The sequence below is a fragment of the Arthrobacter sp. 01T428 genome, assembly GCF_056398685.1.
Genome location: NZ_JBFTPW010000001.1, coordinates 157,898 through 177,017, shown reverse-complemented (window position 1 = coordinate 177,017; position 19,120 = coordinate 157,898). Strand labels below are relative to the sequence as shown.

The following is a 19,120-nucleotide window of genomic DNA, read 5'->3' as shown; positions in this document are numbered from 1 at the left end:
CAATAGTGACGGGGTTCTTCTTTGCTTTGCTACCGGACGCCAGGCGTCCGATCCTCCACCGATCTACAAGTAGAAACTACTTGATGATCTTGGTAACACGTCCCGAACCAACGGTGCGGCCACCTTCACGGATTGCGAAGCCGAGGCCCTCTTCCATAGCGATCGGCTGGATGAGCTCAACGGTCATCTCAGTGTTGTCGCCAGGCATAACCATTTCCGTGCCTTCCGGCAGGGTGATAACGCCGGTTACGTCCGTGGTACGGAAGTAGAACTGCGGGCGGTAGTTCGAGTAGAACGGGTTGTGACGTCCGCCTTCGTCCTTGGACAGGATGTAGACGTTGGCCTCGAAGTCGGTGTGCGGGGTGATGGAACCCGGCTTGACGACAACCTGGCCACGCTCGACGTCGTCGCGCTTCAGACCGCGGAGCAGGAGGCCACAGTTCTCGCCGGCCCATGCTTCGTCGAGCTGCTTGTGGAACATCTCGATACCGGTAACGGTGGTCTTCTGGACCGGACGGATACCAACGATTTCAACTTCCGAGTTGATCGCGAGGGTACCGCGCTCGGCGCGACCCGTAACAACGGTGCCACGACCGGTGATCGTGAAGACGTCTTCGATCGGCATCAGGAACGGCTTGTCGCGGTCACGAACGGGGTCCGGAACCGAGTTGTCGACAGCTTCCATGAGGTCCTCGACGGACTTGACCCAAACCGGGTCGCCTTCGAGTGCCTTGAGGCCGGAAACGCGGACAACGGGAGCGTCGTCGCCATCGAAGCCCTGAGCGCTGAGCAGCTCGCGAACTTCCATTTCAACGAGGTCGAGAAGCTCTTCGTCGTCGACCATGTCGGACTTGTTCAGCGCGACCAGCAGGTAGGGAACACCAACCTGGCGGGCGAGCAGAACGTGCTCGCGGGTCTGAGCCATCGGGCCGTCAGTGGCGGCAACCACGAGGATCGCACCGTCCATCTGGGCAGCACCGGTGATCATGTTCTTGATGTAGTCAGCGTGACCCGGAGCGTCTACGTGTGCGTAGTGGCGCTTCTCGGTCTGGTACTCAACGTGGGAGATGTTGATGGTAATACCACGCTGGCGCTCTTCCGGAGCAGAGTCAATCGACGCGAAGTCGCGCTGCTCGTTGAGAGTGGGGTACTTGTCGTACAGCACCTTGGAAATGGCGGCAGTCAGCGTCGTCTTACCGTGGTCAACGTGACCAATGGTGCCGATGTTGACGTGCGGCTTAGTCCGCTCGAACTTTGCCTTTGCCACAGGTTCCTCCTAGAACGATTTCAAGTGAGTTGCTCCTCGGCCGCGCTTTTCGCGGCAGAAACTCCAGCAAGTCTACTTGGGGGCTTTGGATTTGGTGAAATTGCAGATTCAGGGACCAATGTTGGTACCTGGAGTCTGTTCGCGCAAGGACCGGACTGCGGCCTGGGCTACAGCCCGGCGCCTGCGCTGAATGCTTTCCCGGAACGGGCCAACATCCTGGTTTATCCGTCGGTGATTACTCGCCGCGGTTCTTCTGGATGATCTCGTCGGYAACTGCCTTCGGGACCTCGGCGTAGCTGTTGAACGTCATGGAGTACACAGCACGGCCCTGGGTCTTCGAACGCAGGTCACCGATGTAGCCGAACATGCCGGACAGCGGAACGTGCGCACGGATCACCTTGACGCCAGCGGCGTCTTCCATGGACTGCATCTGGCCACGGCGGGAGTTCAGGTCACCGATTACTTCACCCATGTATTCCTCAGGGGTGCGGACCTCAACATCCATCAGCGGTTCGAGCAGAACCGGGTTCGCCTTGCGTGCGGCTTCCTTGAAAGCCATACGGCCGGCGATCTTGAACGCCATTTCCGAGGAGTCAACATCGTGGTACGCGCCGTCAATCAGCGTGGCCTTGATGCCGACAACCGGGTAGCCTGCCAGAACGCCGTCGTTGAGCGCATCCTGGATGCCCGCGTCAACGGACGGGATGTACTCGCGGGGCACGCGGCCACCGGTGACCTTGTTCTCGAACGCGTAGAGCTCGCCGTCGGCGGTGTCCATCGGCTCGATAGCGATCTGGATCTTTGCGAACTGACCCGAACCACCGGTCTGCTTCTTGTGCGTGTAGTCGTGACGCTCTACAGCGCGCTTGATGGTTTCGCGGTAAGCAACCTGCGGCTTGCCGACGTTTGCCTCGACCTTGAATTCGCGGCGCATGCGGTCCACCAGGATGTCCAGGTGGAGCTCGCCCATGCCGGCGATGATGGTCTGACCGGTGTCTTCGTTGAGGGAGACCTGGAAGGTCGGGTCCTCAGCGGAGAGCTTCTGGATGGCCGTGGAGAGCTTCTCCTGGTCACCCTTGGTGTTCGGCTCGATGGCAACCGAGATCACGGGCTCCGGGAAGCTCATGGACTCGAGGACGATCTGGTTGTTGGCGTCGCACAGGGTGTCGCCCGTGGTGGTGTCCTTCAGACCGATTGCTGCGTAGATGTGGCCCGCGGTAGCGCCTTCAACAGGCATTTCCTTGTTGGCGTGCATCTGGAACAGCTTGCCGATGCGCTCCTTCTTGCCCTTGGTGGAGTTGACCACCTGGGCGCCTGCTTCCACGTGACCGGAGTACACGCGGATGAAGGTGAGCTGACCGAAGAACGGGTGCGCCGCAATCTTGAACGCGAGGGCCGAGAACGGCTCCTCGGCGGAAGGCTTGCGGGTGAGCTCCTTCTCTTCGTCGCGCGGGTCGTGACCGACCATGGGCGGGACGTCGAGCGGGTTCGGCAGGAAGTCAACAACAGCATCCAGCATCGGCTGTACGCCGCGGTTCTTGAAGGCAGAACCACAGAGAACCGGGTAGAGCTCGGAGTTGATGGTCATCTTGCGGATGCCGGCCTTGAGCTCCTCGACAGTGAGTTCTTCACCGTCGAGGTACTTCTCCATGAGTTCCTCGGAAGCCTCGGCAACAGTCTCAACGAGCTGTGCACGGTATTCCTCAGCCTTGGCCTGGAGATCGGCGGGGATCTCCTGGACCTCGTACTTGGCACCCATGGTGACGTCACCCTTGGCATCGCCCGGCCACACCAGTGCGCGCATCTCAAGGAGATCCACGACGCCGATGAAGTCGTTCTCTGCACCGATGGGCAGCTGGAGAACCAGCGGCTTGGCGCCGAGGCGGCTGATGATGGTGTCTACGGTGAAGTAGAAGTCAGCGCCGAGCTTGTCCATCTTGTTGACGAAGCAGATACGCGGCACGTTGTACTTGTCGGCCTGGCGCCAAACAGTCTCGGACTGCGGCTCAACGCCTTCCTTGCCATCGAAGACAGCAACGGCGCCGTCGAGGACGCGCAGCGAGCGCTCGACCTCAACCGTGAAGTCCACGTGGCCCGGGGTGTCAATGATGTTGATCTGGTTCTTGTCCCAGAAGCAGGTCACGGCGGCAGACGTGATGGTGATGCCGCGTTCCTTTTCCTGTTCCATCCAGTCAGTCGTCGAAGCACCGTCGTGCGTTTCGCCGATCTTGTGGTTCACACCCGTGTAGAACAGGATGCGCTCGGTGGTGGTGGTCTTGCCGGCATCGATGTGGGCCATGATGCCGATGTTGCGGACCTTGCTAAGGTCGGTAAGCACGTCCTGTGCCACGGTGTCTCCCTTTCGGATGGACTACACGTTCGCCGCCAGCTCAGGGAGCCGGCGGCGTACGGGAAGTTTTACCAGCGGTAGTGTGCGAAGGCCTTGTTCGACTCGGCCATCTTGTGGGTGTCTTCGCGACGCTTCACAGCGGCACCGAGACCGTTGGACGCATCCAGGATTTCGTTCTGGAGGCGCTCGGTCATCGTCTTCTCGCGGCGGGCCTTGGAGTAGCCAACCAGCCAGCGGAGAGCGAGGGCGGTGGAGCGGCCCGGCTTGACCTCAACGGGAACCTGGTAGGTTGCGCCACCGACACGGCGGGAGCGGACCTCGAGGGAAGGCTTGACGTTGTCCATGGCCTTCTTGAGGGCGGCGACGGGGTCGCCACCGGACTTGGCGCGTGCACCTTCGAGTGCGCCGTAAACGATGCGCTCTGCGGTGGACTTCTTGCCGTCGATCAGAACCTTGTTGATCAGCTGGGTGACCAACGGGGAACCGTAAACGGGATCGGAAACTAGCGGCCGCTTCGGGGCCGGACCCTTGCGAGGCATATTACTTCTTCTCCATCTTTGCGCCGTAGCGGCTGCGGGCCTGCTTGCGGTTCTTGACACCCTGGGTATCGAGGGCACCACGGACGATCTTGTAACGGACACCCGGAAGGTCCTTCACACGACCACCACGGACCAGCACGATGGAGTGCTCCTGGAGGTTGTGGCCAACACCGGGGATGTAGGCGGTAACTTCAACGCCACCGTTGAGGCGGACACGAGCAACCTTACGGAGAGCCGAGTTCGGCTTCTTCGGGGTGGTCGTGTAAACGCGGGTGCAAACACCGCGGCGCATCGGGCTGCCCTTAAGCGCGGGAGCCTTGGTCTTGGAGACCTTCGGCGTGCGGCCCTTGCGGACCAGCTGGTTAATCGTAGGCACTTTCGTGTTCTCCGTTGGTTGATCTCTGCTCCGCGCCCAGGCGTTGGCCTGTGTTTGCGTGAGAGCTTTGGCGTTGTCCATGCGACCCTGGCCCGAAGACCGGTGGGCGTGCAAAAGTGCGGCATTCGTTGCGCACGTAGCCCGCAACCCGGAAACAGGCTCCACCCAACATCATGAGAACAAAACCGAAATGATGCTGCGGCGGCCTTCATCCACTGCCACACAGAACAATTACCAGAATTCTAGCATGGCTTGATCTGAGGCCTTAATCGGGTGTAGAGGGGTGAACCACGACGGCGGGTGCCGGCCGCCGTCGTCGGGCGCTTAACGGGAAGGACCCCGCACTCAGTGAGTACGGGGTCCTTGCGTTTCAGACTTCTCAGCGGAAGTCGTTGCCGAGATCGTAGTCATCCAGCGGGATGGCGTGGAACTCGGGAGCTCCGTCGCCGCCCAGGGCGTCATACGAGAAGTCGGTGAAGGCGCTGGGGCCCGTGAACAGGCTTGCCTTTGCTTCTTCAGTCGGCTCCACGGTGACCTCGGTGTAACGGGGCAAACCCGTACCGGCCGGGATGAGCTTACCGATGATGACGTTCTCCTTGAGGCCGAGCAACGGGTCGCTCTTGCCTTCCATGGCCGCCTGCGTCAGAACGCGGGTGGTCTCCTGGAAGGAAGCGGCCGACAGCCAGGACTCAGTTGCCAGAGATGCCTTGGTGATACCCATCAGTTCCGGACGGCCGGAAGCCGGGGTACGGCCTTCGGACACCACGCGACGGTTCTCGTCTTCGAAGCGGCTGCGCTCAGCGAGCTCGCCCGGAAGCAGATCGGAGTCGCCGGATTCGATGACGGTCACGCGGCGCAGCATCTGACGGACGATGACTTCCACGTGCTTGTCGTGGATGCCGATGCCCTGGCTGCGGTAAACGCCCTGGACCTCGTCCACCAGGAACTTCTGGGCGGCACGCGGACCCATGATGCGCAGAACCTGCTTCGGGTCCACAGGACCGTTGATCAGCTTCTGGCCGACGCTGACGTGCTCGCCATCCTCGATGAGGAGGCGGGAACGGCGCAGCACCGGGTAGGCGATCTCCTCGGAACCATCGTCCGGGGTGATGATGAGGCGCATCTGGCGCTCGGACTCTTCGATGGCGATGCGGCCGGCTGCTTCAGCAATCGGTGCAACACCCTTCGGAGTACGGGCTTCGAAGAGCTCCTGGATACGGGGCAGACCCTGGGTGATGTCGTCGCCACCGCTGGCGGAAACAGCACCACCGGTGTGGAACGTACGCATGGTCAGCTGGGTACCGGGTTCACCGATGGACTGTGCGGCGATGATGCCGACGGCCTCTCCGATGTCCACGGTCTTGCCAGTGGCCAGCGAACGGCCGTAGCAGAGCGCACAGGTACCGACCTTGGACTCACACGTGAGCACGGAACGGACCTTGACCTCGGTGATGCCGGCTGCGAGCAGCTCGGCAATGACGACGTCGCCGCAGTCGGTGCCGGCAGCTGCCAGCACAGCACCCTTGGAGTCGACGACGTCGACGGCGAGGGTACGTGCGTAGGCGCTGTTCTCGACGTTCTCGTCAAGGACCAGCTCACCGTTGGAGTCCGGCACGGCGATTGCGGTCATGAGACCACGCTCGGTGCCACAGTCCTCTTCACGGACGATGACGTCCTGCGAAACGTCCACCAGACGACGGGTCAGGTAACCCGAGTTGGCGGTACGCAGCGCGGTGTCGGCCAGACCCTTACGGGCACCGTGCGTGGCGATGAAGTATTCCAGCACCGACAGGCCCTCGCGGTACGAGGACTTGATCGGACGCGGGATGATCTCACCCTTCGGGTTGGCCACAAGACCACGGATACCCGCGATCTGGCGGACCTGCATCCAGTTACCACGTGCACCGGAGGACACCATGCGGTTGATGGTGTTCATCGGGGACAGGCTGTCACGCATCGCCTGGGCGATTTCGTTGGTGGCCTTGTTCCAGATCTCGATCAGTTCCTGGCGACGCTCGTCGTCGTCGATCAGGCCCTTGTCGTACTGGCCCTGGATCTTGGCAGCCATGGTCTCGTAACCGGCAAGGATGGCCGGCTTGGAGGTGGGCACCTCGATGTCGGAGATTGCCACGGTGACGCCCGAGCGGGTTGCCCAGTAGAAACCGGCGTCCTTCAGGTTGTCCAGCGTTGCAGCCGTGACAACCTTCGGGTAGCGCTCTGCGAGGTCGTTGACGATACGGGAAAGCTCGCCCTTGTCGGCAACAGCCTCAACCCACGGGTAGTCCTCCGGCAGGGTCTCGTTGAAGAGAACCTGGCCGAGGGAGGTCTGGACCAGTGCGGTCTGACCCGGCTCCCAACCTTCCGGAGCTTCCCAGCCGGCGTAAGGCACAAAGCCCTCAAGGCGGATCTTGACCTGGGAGTTCAGGTGCAGCTCGCGGGCATCGTAGGCCATGATGGCTTCCGAAACCGAGGAGAAGATACGGCCTTCGCCTGCGGAACCAACGCGCTTGGTGGTCAGGTGGTACAGACCGATGATCATGTCCTGCGAAGGCAAGGTCACCGGACGGCCATCTGACGGCTTCAAGATGTTGTTGGAGGACAGCATCAGGATCCGGGCTTCAGCCTGCGCTTCGGGGCTCAGCGGCAGGTGGACTGCCATCTGGTCACCGTCGAAGTCGGCGTTGAAGGCGCCACACACCAGCGGGTGAAGCTGGATGGCCTTGCCTTCAACAAGCTGCGGCTCGAATGCCTGGATGCCGAGGCGGTGCAGGGTAGGTGCACGGTTGAGCAGCACCGGGTGTTCGGTGATGATCTCTTCCAGCACGTCCCAGACCTGCGGGCGGTAACGCTCGACCATGCGCTTTGCCGACTTGATGTTCTGCGCGTGGTTGAGGTCAACCAGGCGCTTCATCACGAACGGCTTGAAGAGCTCCAGGGCCATCTGCTTGGGCAGACCACACTGGTGCAGCTTCAGCTGCGGGCCGACGACGATGACCGAACGGCCGGAGTAGTCGACGCGCTTGCCGAGGAGGTTCTGGCGGAAACGGCCCTGCTTGCCCTTGAGCATGTCGCTCAGGGACTTCAGCGGACGGTTGCCCGGACCCGTGACGGGACGGCCGCGACGGCCGTTGTCGAAGAGGCTGTCAACAGCTTCCTGAAGCATGCGCTTCTCGTTGTTGACGATGATCTCCGGAGCGCCGAGGTCAAGCAGTCGCTTGAGTCGGTTGTTGCGGTTGATCACACGGCGGTACAGGTCGTTGAGGTCGGAGGTCGCGAAGCGGCCACCGTCCAGCTGGACCATCGGGCGCAGTTCCGGCGGGATCACCGGGACGGCGTCCAGCACCATGCCAAGCGGGCTGTTGTTGGTGGTCAGGAAAGCGTTGACAACCTTCAGTCGCTTGAGGGCACGCGTCTTGCGCTGGCCCTTGCCGTTCTGGATGGTGTCGCGGAGGGACTCCGACTCTGCCTGCATGTCGAAGTTCTCAAGACGCTTCTTGATGGCTTCGGCACCCATGGAGCCTTCGAAGTACATGCCGTAACGGTCGCGCAGTTCGCGGTACAGGCCTTCGTCACCCTCGAGGTCGGCGACCTTCAGGTTCTTGAAGCGGTCCCAGACCTGCTCGAGGCGCTCGATCTCAGCATCCGCGCGCTTGCGGACGTTGGCCATCTGGCGGTCCGCGGAGTCGCGGGCCTTCTTCTTGTCCGCAGCCTTGGCGCCTTCACCTTCGAGGCGGGCAAGCTCGTCCTCAAGGTCGCGGGCAATCGTGGCGATGTCACTGTCGCGGTTGTCGACGAGCTGCTTCTTCTCGAGGTCGTGCTCCACCTGAAGGTTCGGCAGTTCCGCGTGACGGCTCTCGGTGTCGACGCTCGTAATCATGTAGGCAGCGAAGTAGATGACCTTTTCAAGGTCCTTCGGTGCCAGGTCAAGGAGGTAGCCCAAACGGGAGGGAACACCCTTGAAGTACCAGATGTGCGTGACGGGAGCGGCCAGCTCGATGTGGCCCATGCGCTCGCGGCGCACCTTGGCGCGGGTGACTTCAACGCCACAACGCTCGCAGATGATGCCCTTGAAGCGCACGCGCTTGTACTTGCCGCAGTAGCATTCCCAGTCCCGGGACGGGCCGAAGATCTTCTCGCAGAAGAGGCCGTCCTTCTCGGGCTTGAGCGTGCGGTAGTTGATGGTTTCCGGCTTCTTGACCTCACCGTAAGACCAGCCGCGGATGTCTTCCGCGGTGGCGAGGCCGATCTGCATGAGGCCGAAGGAGGATTCGCTGGACATATGGTCCCTGTTCTCTCTTGTTCTCTAAATTCTGAAGTCTTGGGTTTACGGAAAGAGGCAGCAGCCTTGGCTGGCGGTCTGCACCGCCAGCCAGAGCGGCTGTTTAGACCTCTTCTACGGAGCTGGGCTCTGCGCGAGACAGATCGATGCCCAGTTCTTCCGCAGCCGTAAAGACTGCGTCATCAGAGTCACGCATTTCGATCGTCGTACCATCCGTGGAAAGGACTTCCACGTTCAGGCACAGCGACTGCATTTCCTTGATCAAGACCTTGAAGGATTCCGGAACGCCAGGCTCGGGGATGTTCTCGCCCTTGACGATGGCTTCGTAGACCTTCACGCGGCCGTGGATATCGTCCGACTTGATCGTCAGCAGTTCCTGGAGGGTGTAGGCAGCGCCGTATGCTTCGAGCGCCCACACTTCCATTTCACCGAAGCGCTGGCCACCGAACTGAGCCTTACCACCCAGCGGCTGCTGCGTGATCATGGAGTACGGGCCGGTGGAGCGTGCGTGGATCTTGTCGTCCACCAGGTGGTGGAGCTTCAGGATGTACATGTAGCCCACGGAGATCGGGTCCGGGAACGGCTCGCCGGAGCGGCCGTCGAACAGACGGGTCTTGCCGGAGGAGTCGATCAGGCGGTCGCCGTCGCGGGTCACGTTGGTGGAATCCAGCAGACCTGTGATTTCCTCTTCGCGTGCACCGTCGAACACCGGGGTGGCAACGGTCGTCTGGCCGGTTTCACGAGGCAGGTTCGGGAGGTTCTTGACCCACTCCGGCTCGCCTTCGATCTTCCAACCGGTCTTGGCAACCCATCCAAGGTGCGTTTCGAGCACCTGGCCGACGTTCATACGACCCGGAACACCCAGGGGGTTCAGGACGATGTCCACAGGGGTACCGTCGGCAAGGAACGGCATGTCTTCGATCGGCAGGATCTTGGAGATGACGCCCTTGTTACCGTGGCGGCCGGCGAGCTTGTCGCCGTCGGTGATCTTGCGCTTGGCGGCAACGTAGACGCGGACCAGCTGGTTGACGCCCGGGGGCAGCTCGTCGTCGTTGTCGCGGTCGAAGACGCGCACGCCGATAACCGTGCCGGACTCACCGTGGGGAACCTTCAGGGAGGTGTCACGCACTTCGCGGGACTTCTCGCCGAAGATCGCGCGGAGGAGGCGCTCTTCCGGAGTCAGTTCGGTTTCACCCTTCGGGGTGACCTTTCCGACCAGGATGTCGCCGGCTTCAACCTCGGCACCAATGTGGATGATGCCGCGCTCGTCCAGTCCTGCGAGGACTTCCTCGGACACGTTGGGGATGTCACGGGTGATTTCCTCGGCACCAAGCTTGGTGTCGCGGGCATCGATCTCGTGCTCCTCGATGTGGATGGAGGAAAGGACGTCCTCAGCGACGATGCGCTGCGACAGGATGATGGCGTCCTCGAAGTTGTGGCCTTCCCAGGACATGAATGCCACGAGAAGGTTCTTGCCGAGGGCGAGCTCACCCTGGTCCGTTGCCGGGCCGTCAGCGATGATGCCGCCGACTTCGAGGCGCTGGCCTTCGTTGACCAGGACACGGTGGTTGTAGCAGTTGCCCTGGTTGGAACGGGCGAACTTGTTGATGCGGTAGCTGGTTTCCGTGCCGTCGTTGTTAAGCATGGTGACGAGGTCAGCGGAAACTTCGTTGACGACACCGGCCTTCTTCGCGATGACGACGTCACCGGCGTCGACGGCGGCAGCGCGCTCCATGCCGGTACCCACGAACGGGGCCTCGGAACGGACCAGCGGCACAGCCTGGCGCTGCATGTTGGCACCCATGAGTGCGCGGTTTGCATCGTCATGCTCGAGGAACGGAATCAGGGCGGTAGCTACGGACACCATCTGGCGCGGGGAAACGTCCATGAACTGAACTTCGCCGGCCGGAACCAGAACGGGCTCGCCTCCACCACCACGGGCACGGACAAGCACGGTCTCTTCCGCGAACTTCTTGTCGGCATCCAGCGGTGCGTTGGCCTGTGCAATCAGGACTTCGGCTTCGTCGTCGGCGGTGAGGTACTGGACCTCATCGGAAACGACGCCCTCGGACACCAGGCGGTACGGAGTCTCGATGAAACCGAACGGGTTGATGCGGCCGTAGGAAGCCAGCGAACCGATCAGGCCGATGTTCGGGCCTTCAGGAGTTTCAATGGGGCACATACGTCCGTAGTGGGACGGGTGAACGTCTCGGACTTCCATGCCTGCGCGGTCACGGGACAGACCACCCGGACCAAGGGCCGACAGGCGGCGCTTGTGGGTCAGACCCGACAACGGGTTGTTCTGGTCCATGAACTGCGACAGCTGGGACGTTCCGAAGAACTCCTTGATGGCTGCCACAACGGGGCGGATGTTGATCAGGGTCTGCGGCGTGATCGCTTCGACGTCCTGCGTGGTCATGCGTTCGCGGACGACGCGTTCCATGCGGGAGAGGCCGGTGCGGACCTGGTTTTCGATCAGTTCGCCGACGGCGCGGATGCGACGGTTGCCGAAGTGGTCGATGTCATCGATCTCGACGCGGAGCTCGTGGTCTTCGCCATCGCGCTTGCCCATGAGGGTCTTCTCGCCGGCGTGGAGCGCGACGAGGAACTTGATCATGGCCACGATGTCTTCAACGTGCAGGACCGAAGCTTCCTTGTCGCCAAGGGAGCGGTCGATGCCGAGCTTGCGGTTGATCTTGTAACGGCCAACCTTGGCCAGATCGTAGCGCTTGGCGTTGAAGTACAGGTTGTCCAGCAGGGACTGGGCAGCCTCGACGGTGGGCGGCTCGCCCGGACGCAGCTTGCGGTAGATGTCCAGCAGGGCGTCTTCGCGGGTTTCGGTGGCGTCCTTCTCCAGCGTTGCGCGCATGGAGTCGTACTGGCCGAACTCTTCGAGGATCTGGCCTTCGGTCCAGCCGAGGGCCTTCAGCAGAACGGTGACCGACTGCTTGCGCTTGCGGTCGAGGCGTACGCCGACCTGGTCGCGCTTGTCGATTTCGAGTTCGAACCATGCACCGCGGGACGGGATGATCTTTGCAGTGAAGATGTCCTTGTCACTGGTCTTGTCGGCGGTGCGCTCAAAGTAGGCGCCCGGCGAACGGACCAGCTGGGAGACGACGACACGCTCGGTGCCGTTGACGACGAACGTTCCCTTCTCGGTCATGAGAGGGAAATCGCCCATGAACACGGTCTGCTGCTTGATTTCACCCGTGTTGTTGTTCATGAACTCGGCCTTGACATACAGCGGTGCCGAGTAAGTGGCGTCACGGTCTTTGCATTCGGCCATGGTGTACTTCGGATCAGCGAACTCCGGCTCGGAGAAGCTCAGGGACATGGTGCCCTGGAAGTCCTCGATGGGGGAGATCTCTTCGAAGATGTCGGCAAGTCCGGAGGTGGTGGCGACGCTCAGGTCGCCTTCCTCGACAGCCTTCGCTACCCGCGACTGCCAGCGTTCGTTTCCGACCAGCCAGTCAAAGCTGTCTGTCTGCAGTGCGAGCAGATTCGGAACGTCCAGCGGTTCGTGAATCTTTGCGAATGAGAGCCGGCGAGTTGCACCATCGGTGCTTGCCGTATTAGCGGTTTCGTTATTAGAGGTGCTCGAGGCGACCAAGAGGGATCCTTCCACAGACCTTCAGGCGTTTTCAGATCTCCCCCGCTTGCACCCTGCAGATTGAATCCGCAGTGTACCTTTCCGGTTCCGCTATATGACCCGGGACCCCGGCTGACCAAGACCATGCTCGTTCTTAACGGCACGTCGATGGCGCAGCTGAGAGGTAAAGCCCACCGCTATATGAAGGCTGAAGGTTAACAGGGAAGACGCAAATATCCACAATACGGCAAATCAACCCACCTGTCTACCCCACATCCCGCCTGAATGCAAGCACCGTTGCCGCAGGCACCTATGCGGCAACGGCCTCTTGCTGGCGCGGGCGGAATGTTGATCCAGGCTCCATTGTTGAATGGAGAGGTGATCTACGCCACGGTAACCTAGGCTCACCACCCTTGATCGGAAGAGAGAAAATGGGCACCCCCTCAGACACAACGGACAACAACAACGACGTTGTCATCCTTTCCGCCAGCCGTACCCCACAGGGACGGTTGAACGGGCAACTGGCCGGGCTCACCGCCGTCGAGCTCGGCGCTCACGCCATTTCAGGCGCCATTGCGGCGAGCGGGCTCACCGCGGACAAAGTGGACGCAGTGATCATGGGGCAGGTCCTGCAGGCGGGCGCCGGCCAGAATCCGGCCCGGCAAAGCGCCATCGCCGCTGGCATCGGCTGGAACATCCCCGCCGTCACCATCAACAAGGTCTGCCTCTCCGGACTGACCGCCGTGATCGATGCAGCGCGAATGATCCGCAGTGGCGATGCCGCCGTCGTGGTTGCCGGCGGCCAGGAATCGATGAGCCGCGCTCCGCACTTGCTGCCCGGTTCCCGGCAAGGCTGGAGCTACGGCGCCATCCAGGCCCTCGACGTCGCTGCCCACGACGGGCTCACCGACGCCTTTGATGGCCAGTCAATGGGCCTGTCCACCGAGATCAAGAACCTCTCGCTGGGCATCGACCGCCGGTCCCAAGATGAAGTGGCCGCCGCTTCGCACCAGCGTGCGGCCGCGGCCGCCGAGCAAGGAGTGTTCGACGGCGAGATCACCCCCATCAGCGTCAAGCAGCGCAAGGGAGAACCCTTGGTGCTGACAAGGGACGAAGGCGTCCGCCCGCAGACCACGCTCGAGACCCTGGCCCCCTTGAAGGGCGCCTTTGCCACCGACGGAACCATCACCGCAGGCAACTCCTCTCCCCTGTCCGACGGCGCCTCCGCACTCGTGCTCACGAGCCGCCGCTTCGCCGAGGAGAACGGCCTTGACTACCTTGCCGTCGTCGGCAAGCCCGGCCAGGTGGCGGGACCCGACAACAGCCTGCATTCGCAGCCTTCCAACGCCATACGGCACGCGCTGGACCGTGCTGGGTGGACAACGGCCGACCTGGACTTCATCGAGATCAATGAAGCCTTCGGTTCGGTGGCGGTACAGTCCTTGAAGGACCTGGACTATCCCTTGGAGAAGTGCAATGTGCACGGCGGAGCAATCGCGATTGGACACCCGATCGGTGCCTCAGGAGCGCGGCTGGCCCTCCACGCGGCCCACGAGCTGAAGCGCCGCGGTAAGGGTAAGGCGGCAGTTGCGCTCTGTGGTGGCGGCGGCCAAGGTGAAGCACTGCTTCTCTACCGCGACTAGATATTCGGCGAGTTCGGCGGCGGAGTGGCCGTGAGCGGAAATGGAGCATGAATGCGGGGCACTGAGCGATTCCTGGCTGACGCGGCCGCACGCGGACTCGACGTCCAACTCGTAGAGCGGGCGGCGGCTAGCAGTCTTGAGGAAGCTGCCCGCATCATGGGGATCACACCGGCGGACATCGTGAAGTCCCTTGTGGTCAAACACCGGGACGGCTCGTTCCTGTTCGCGCTGGTTCCGGGTGACCGGCAGATCTCCTGGCCCAAGTTGCGCGCCCTCCTGGGCGTCAACAAGCTGTCGATGCCCTCGGCCGATATCGCTTTCGAGGCAACCGGCTATGAGCGCGGCACCATCACGCCGCTGGGAAGTTCGACGCCCTGGCCGGTCTATGCGGATGCCAGCATCGCCGGACGCAGGATCTCAATGGGCGCAGGCGAACACGGATTCAGCGCCTTCGTGAAGGCCGATTCCCTCACTGAGGCCTTGGGCGCGATCGTAGCCGACATCAGCGACCCCATCTGAGCAACGCGGGGTCACTTACGGCCCATCCGGCAGCACCTAATGGGCCGTAAGTGACCCCGCGTTGCTGTTAAATGCAGGAAAGCCCCGCCCGGACGAATCCGGACGGGGCTTCCTGAAAACGCGAACGCGAGTTACTTGACAGTAACCGTGGCGCCGGCAGCTTCGAGCTGCTCCTTGGCCTTCTCAGCGGCTTCCTTGGTGGCGCCTTCGAGAACAGCCTTCGGTGCACCGTCAACCAGGTCCTTGGCTTCCTTGAGGCCGAGGGAGGTGATGGCGCGAACTTCCTTGATCACTGCGATCTTCTTGTCACCGGCAGCTTCGAGGACGACATCGAATTCAGTCTTCTCTTCGGCCTCTTCAGCAGCAGCGCCACCGGCAGGGCCGGCGACTGCAACAGCAGCAGCGGTAACTTCGAAGGTCTCTTCGAAGAGCTTGACGAACTCGGAGAGCTCGATGATGGTCAGTTCCTTGAAAGCTTCAATGAGCTCTTCGTTGCTGAGCTTCGCCATGTTTGGCGTCCTTCCTATAGGTGGTGCTGCCACGGACGTTGTCCGTTACTGCACCGCAGTTTGAGTGGGGAGAACTTAGTTCTCTTCGGTTGCTGCTTCAGCGGCTTCAGCCGGAGCGGCAGCCTCTTCTGCAGCAGCCTCGGCGGCAGCCGGTGCTTCGTCAGCGGCCGGTGCTACAGCGCCGCCCTCTTCTTCAAGCTTGAGGCGCAGAGCGTCAATGATGCGTGCAGCCGCGGCAGCAGGTGCCTTGAGGATGCCTGCAACCTTGGCGAGCTGCAGCTCACGGGACTCGAGGGCTGCCAGTGCGGCAACCTCTGCTGCGTTCAGTGCCTTGCCTTCGAAGTAGCCGGTCTTGATGACAAGCTGCTTGTTGGCCTTGGCAAAGTCCGTCAGGCTCTTGGCGGCAGCAACCGCGTCACCCTTGATGAATGCGATCGCAGTGGGGCCGGCAAGCTGACCGTCGAATGCTTCGACACCAGCTTCCTTGGCTGCAATGGCGGTCAGGGTGTTCTTGACGACCGAGAACTTGGTGTCCAGGCCGAGAGAAACACGCAGCTGCTTGAGCTGTGCAACAGAGAGCCCGCGGTATTCGGTCAGGACAGCGGCGTTCGATTCCTTGAAATCGTTGGTGATCTCAGCTACTGCGGAGATCTTGCTAGGCGTTGCCATAACCCTCCTTCCGGGGAATAAAGCCGGTTTTCCGGGTCCCCGCTCAAAAGAGCTGCAACTAAAAAACGCCCCGCGCAGATGCACGGGGCTTGGCTCAACACGATCCAATGATCATGGAGATTTGCTTCGTTCACCTGCGCCGGCCGCCCTTTGTCAGGGTCCTTCGTCTAGGAAACCACTTGGTTCTTCCGCACGCAGCTACAGAGTTGAGCTGTGCCCGGAGGAGTGGATTCCCATCAACCGACGGTCTTTGGTAGTTCAAGCTTACGGGACGGGCAAGTGCATCGCCAAATCGCGCCGCCTACTCGGAGGAGGTGACCCTCGGCCCCATGTTCGGCAGTTCCTTCTGCCACAACCCCGTGACCCCGGCCGTGGTGAATCCCAGTTGCTTGTTCACCGTCAGCAAGTACCGGTTTTCCGGCGCATTCCAGGTGTAGATCACGCGGGCGTCGGGAAACTGTTCGCTCAGGCGCTGCATGTTGGCGACCTTGATGAGGAGCCCGAGCTTGTTCCCGCGGTGCTCCTGCAGGACGATCGTGTCGTCCTGGAAGACGACATCCTGGCGTTGCGCCAGGACCCCGATCGTGGTGAGTCCGACGATCCGCCCGCTGGCGACGTGTTCGACGGCGGTGACCACCGTTCGGCGTCCCTGCGCGACGGCGGCGTCCTCCGCCTGCCGCAACACACCGGCGTCGAACACTAATTGCTGCTGTTCGGCTTCCGGGGCCTCGTTGCCTTCCGACACCACCTCGCCGGCTGCGTTCTCCAGGGCGGCCACAGCTTCGAGCCACTGTTGGGGGCACCGATCGGTCCAGTGGTGGACCTGGTAACGGCCGGCGTTCGCGTCTTCGGCTTCGGCCTCAAGCTCGGCTACGAGCTTTGAATCCAGCGGGAGCGCGCAGGAACTGAACTGTTCGATGTGCTGCAGGGTGTAACCGGTACGCCGGGCAAAATCGACCTCGCGGCTGGCCAAGGGAACGAAGCCCAGGCCGCTGCCAGGCACGAGTTGACCTTCGGCACCACCCCGGAGGGACTCGGCAGGATGGTTCGTGTCCACCATGATCATGGTCCGGCCCTCGCTTCTGGCGAAGTGCTCGGCAGCTTCCAGGAGCTGCCTTCCGACGCCCCTGCGCTGGAATTCGGGAAGGATGTCGAGGGTGAACTCGGCCAGGTCCATGTTGTCGGCAAGGGGAAGCGCGATGTCTACCGTACCGACAATGCGGCCGTCGACGCGGGCCACGAGAATGACCTGGCGTTCGTAAGGGTCGCCGAGTTCGAGCAGTTTTTCCAACGGCGTGTACGCGAGATCGTCCGTGCCCCAGATCTGCATGCGGACCCTGCGGCTGACTTCGACGGCGGCCAGGAAATCCTTTGCGTCATCGGCGTCAAGGGAATCCGGGATCCAGAGTTGGCCGATCTCCACCGTGCTCGTCATTTGATCCTCTTTTGCCATTCGCCGTCGTATCCGGCCGGTTTGAAGCCGAGCTGTACGTTGATGGACAGCATATGTTCGTTTTCCTCGGCGTTAAAAGTCATGACGCGCCCTACGGCCGGATATTCCGTCTGCAGCCTGCGCAGATTGGCCAGTTTGACGAGCATTCCCAGCCCATGGCCCCGATGCGGCGGTGCCACCAAAGTATCGTCCTGCTCGGCCACCCCGGGCTTCGCGGGATCAAGATAGATCACGGTGTACGCAACGAGCTCCCCCGTCCTCCGGTCTTGTGCGGCGGCCACGAGGGCAGTCTGGCCCTCGGCAAGCATGGTGTCTTCGAGTTGCCTGACGCGGGCAGCGTCCCAGTCCTCTGCCTCGATCTCAAGGCCTCCCGCCGGAGTATCCGTGCTCATCCGGCCCATCAGCCCGGCCATGCGGTCCACGTATTCGGCGGGGCAACGGTTCGTCCAGGCAAGGACCCCGTAACCGGCGTCTGCTTTGGAGTGCGCCGCAAACTCCAGCCTTGCCCATTCCGCGTTGTGGTCCATGTCCAACGTGCTGAATCTGCTGGTCTGTTCCAAGGTGTAACCGTTCTTGAGGCAGAAGGCTGCTCCCGGAGCAACGTCGGGTACTCCCCCGGGTACTCCCTCTGCTCCTGCGAGGCCGATGGGGTGTTCGGTGTGCGCCTGCAGGACGTGCCTCCCCTGGGCCTTCGCGATGCCTTCTACGGTGCGAAGCAACGCGGTTCCGATTCCGTACCGGCGGTACCCCTCCAGCACATCTACCTCGAGCCACGCGGTTTGGATGTTGTCCTTGAGCGGAACTTCGCAGGACGCGTGGCCAACGATCCTTCCGTCCACTCGGGCGAAGACGTGCCTCGATACCGCGTATGGGGTATCGCGCCATCCGGCGAGCCGGGCCTGGGCCGAGGACGCCCGTTCCAGGTTTCCCCAGGTTTCCAGCACCATGGCGTCCATCACGGATGAGAGCTCCCGGAAAACCTTGCCGTCCGGACCATCCAGGGACTCCGGCAGATGGAGCTCGTGGATGCTGAAATCCGGAACCTGGCCTGTCATGCCCTCAGCCTAATCAGCGGTCGCCGGCCGCGATAGGTGACGGTTCGCCTACAACGAAAGGACCGCCCGGCTAATGCCGGACGGTCCTTTCAGAGTCGATGCTCCCGGCGGCTTACGCCTCGGTGAGAACCTTGGTGACGTTCGGGTCAACGGAGATGCCCGGACCGAACGTGGTGGCGACCGTAGCCTTCTGGATGTAGCGGCCCTTGGAAGCGGACGGCTTCAGGCGAAGCACCTCTTCCAGAGCGGCTGCGTAGTTCTCGGCCAGCTTCAGTTCGTCGAAGGAAACCTTGCCGATGATGAAGTGCAGGTTCGAGTGCTTGTCGACGCGGAAGTCGATCTTGCCGCCCTTGATGTCGTTGACAGCCTTGGTGACGTCAGCGGTCACGGTACCGGTCTTCGGGTTCGGCATGAGGTTACGCGGGCCGAGGACCTTACCGAGACGGCCAACCTTGCCCATGAGGTCAGGGGTTGCCACTGCGGCGTCGAAGTCGGTCCAGCCGGCTGCGATCTTTTCGATCAGGTCATCGGAACCAACGAAGTCGGCGCCTGCAGCGATTGCTGCTTCAGCCTTGTCGCCCGTTGCGAACACCAAGACGCGGGCAGTCTTACCCGTGCCGTGCGGCAGGTTGACGGTACCGCGGACCATCTGGTCGGCCTTACGCGGGTCAACGCCCAAACGGAAAGCGACCTCAACGGTGGCGTCGAACTTGGACGGGTTGGTGTCCTTGGCGAGCTTGATGGCCTCGAACGGGGCGTAGAACTTGTCTGCCTCGATCTTGGCTGCGGCTGCCTCATATGCTTTGCTGCGCTTTGCCATGCTGCTTATTCTCCTTGTGCAGTTGTGGTCTGCGGACCGCGCTGGGCCCTGC

13 protein-coding genes are annotated in these 19,120 nt (G+C 62.0%); 2 read left to right on the top strand and 11 right to left on the bottom strand.

Annotation, left to right across the window (positions count from 1 at the left end):
- Positions 1-76: 76 nt before the first annotated feature.
- From tuf to rpoB, 6 genes are all read right to left on the bottom strand, one after another.
- The gene (gene tuf, locus AC1DJB_RS00805) at positions 77-1,267 is read right to left on the bottom strand and encodes an elongation factor Tu (protein ID WP_059387357.1); all 1,191 of its coding nucleotides are present in this window, start codon (positions 1,265-1,267) and stop codon (positions 77-79) included.
- A gap of 235 nt (positions 1,268-1,502) precedes the next feature.
- Positions 1,503-3,617, bottom strand: a complete 2,115-nt coding sequence (gene fusA / locus AC1DJB_RS00800; RefSeq protein WP_476909835.1) for an elongation factor G — start codon at positions 3,615-3,617, stop codon at positions 1,503-1,505.
- Between the two features lie 68 nt (positions 3,618-3,685).
- Positions 3,686-4,156, bottom strand: a complete 471-nt coding sequence (rpsG, locus tag AC1DJB_RS00795) for a 30S ribosomal protein S7 (RefSeq protein ID WP_059387355.1) — start codon at positions 4,154-4,156, stop codon at positions 3,686-3,688.
- A gap of 1 nt (position 4,157) precedes the next feature.
- Positions 4,158-4,532, bottom strand: coding sequence for a 30S ribosomal protein S12 (gene rpsL, locus AC1DJB_RS00790; RefSeq protein WP_009358312.1), 375 nt, complete (start codon positions 4,530-4,532; stop codon positions 4,158-4,160).
- A gap of 379 nt (positions 4,533-4,911) precedes the next feature.
- Positions 4,912-8,811 (bottom strand): DNA-directed RNA polymerase subunit beta', encoded by a 3,900-nt coding sequence (locus AC1DJB_RS00785; protein WP_284755100.1) that lies wholly within the window; start codon positions 8,809-8,811, stop codon positions 4,912-4,914.
- A 103-nt stretch (positions 8,812-8,914) separates the two neighbouring features.
- Positions 8,915-12,421: a DNA-directed RNA polymerase subunit beta gene (rpoB, locus tag AC1DJB_RS00780; protein WP_441432578.1), complete on the bottom strand. Its 3,507-nt coding sequence runs from the start codon at positions 12,419-12,421 to the stop codon at positions 8,915-8,917.
- Positions 12,422-12,831: 410 nt separating this feature from the next.
- Between rpoB and AC1DJB_RS00775 the strand changes: the two genes are divergently transcribed.
- Together AC1DJB_RS00775 and AC1DJB_RS00770 are read left to right on the top strand one after the other, a co-directional pair.
- Positions 12,832-14,043 carry an acetyl-CoA C-acetyltransferase gene (locus AC1DJB_RS00775; RefSeq protein WP_306958978.1) on the top strand — a complete coding sequence of 404 codons (1,212 nt, stop codon included), beginning with the start codon at positions 12,832-12,834 and terminating at the stop codon, positions 14,041-14,043.
- A 51-nt stretch (positions 14,044-14,094) separates the two neighbouring features.
- Positions 14,095-14,562, top strand: coding sequence for an aminoacyl-tRNA deacylase (locus tag AC1DJB_RS00770; RefSeq protein WP_441432579.1), 468 nt, complete (start codon positions 14,095-14,097; stop codon positions 14,560-14,562).
- A 131-nt stretch (positions 14,563-14,693) separates the two neighbouring features.
- Here the strand turns inward: AC1DJB_RS00770 and rplL are convergent, their stop codons facing one another.
- The 5 genes from rplL to rplA form a co-directional block, all read right to left on the bottom strand.
- Positions 14,694-15,071, bottom strand: a complete 378-nt coding sequence (gene rplL / locus AC1DJB_RS00765; RefSeq protein ID WP_059387353.1) for a 50S ribosomal protein L7/L12 — start codon at positions 15,069-15,071, stop codon at positions 14,694-14,696.
- A 75-nt stretch (positions 15,072-15,146) separates the two neighbouring features.
- Positions 15,147-15,740: a 50S ribosomal protein L10 gene (gene rplJ / locus AC1DJB_RS00760; protein ID WP_441432580.1), complete on the bottom strand. Its 594-nt coding sequence runs from the start codon at positions 15,738-15,740 to the stop codon at positions 15,147-15,149.
- Between the two features lie 301 nt (positions 15,741-16,041).
- Positions 16,042-17,193: a GNAT family N-acetyltransferase gene (locus AC1DJB_RS00755; protein WP_370872614.1), complete on the bottom strand. Its 1,152-nt coding sequence runs from the start codon at positions 17,191-17,193 to the stop codon at positions 16,042-16,044.
- Positions 17,172-18,248 carry a GNAT family N-acetyltransferase gene (locus AC1DJB_RS00750; RefSeq protein ID WP_476909834.1) on the bottom strand — a complete coding sequence of 359 codons (1,077 nt, stop codon included), beginning with the start codon at positions 18,246-18,248 and terminating at the stop codon, positions 17,172-17,174. The genes AC1DJB_RS00755 and AC1DJB_RS00750 overlap by 22 nt, the downstream gene beginning before the upstream one ends.
- Before the next feature lie 112 nt (positions 18,249-18,360).
- Positions 18,361-19,068, bottom strand: coding sequence for a 50S ribosomal protein L1 (rplA, locus tag AC1DJB_RS00745; protein ID WP_028265118.1), 708 nt, complete (start codon positions 19,066-19,068; stop codon positions 18,361-18,363).
- Between the last annotated feature and the right edge of the window lie 52 nt (positions 19,069-19,120).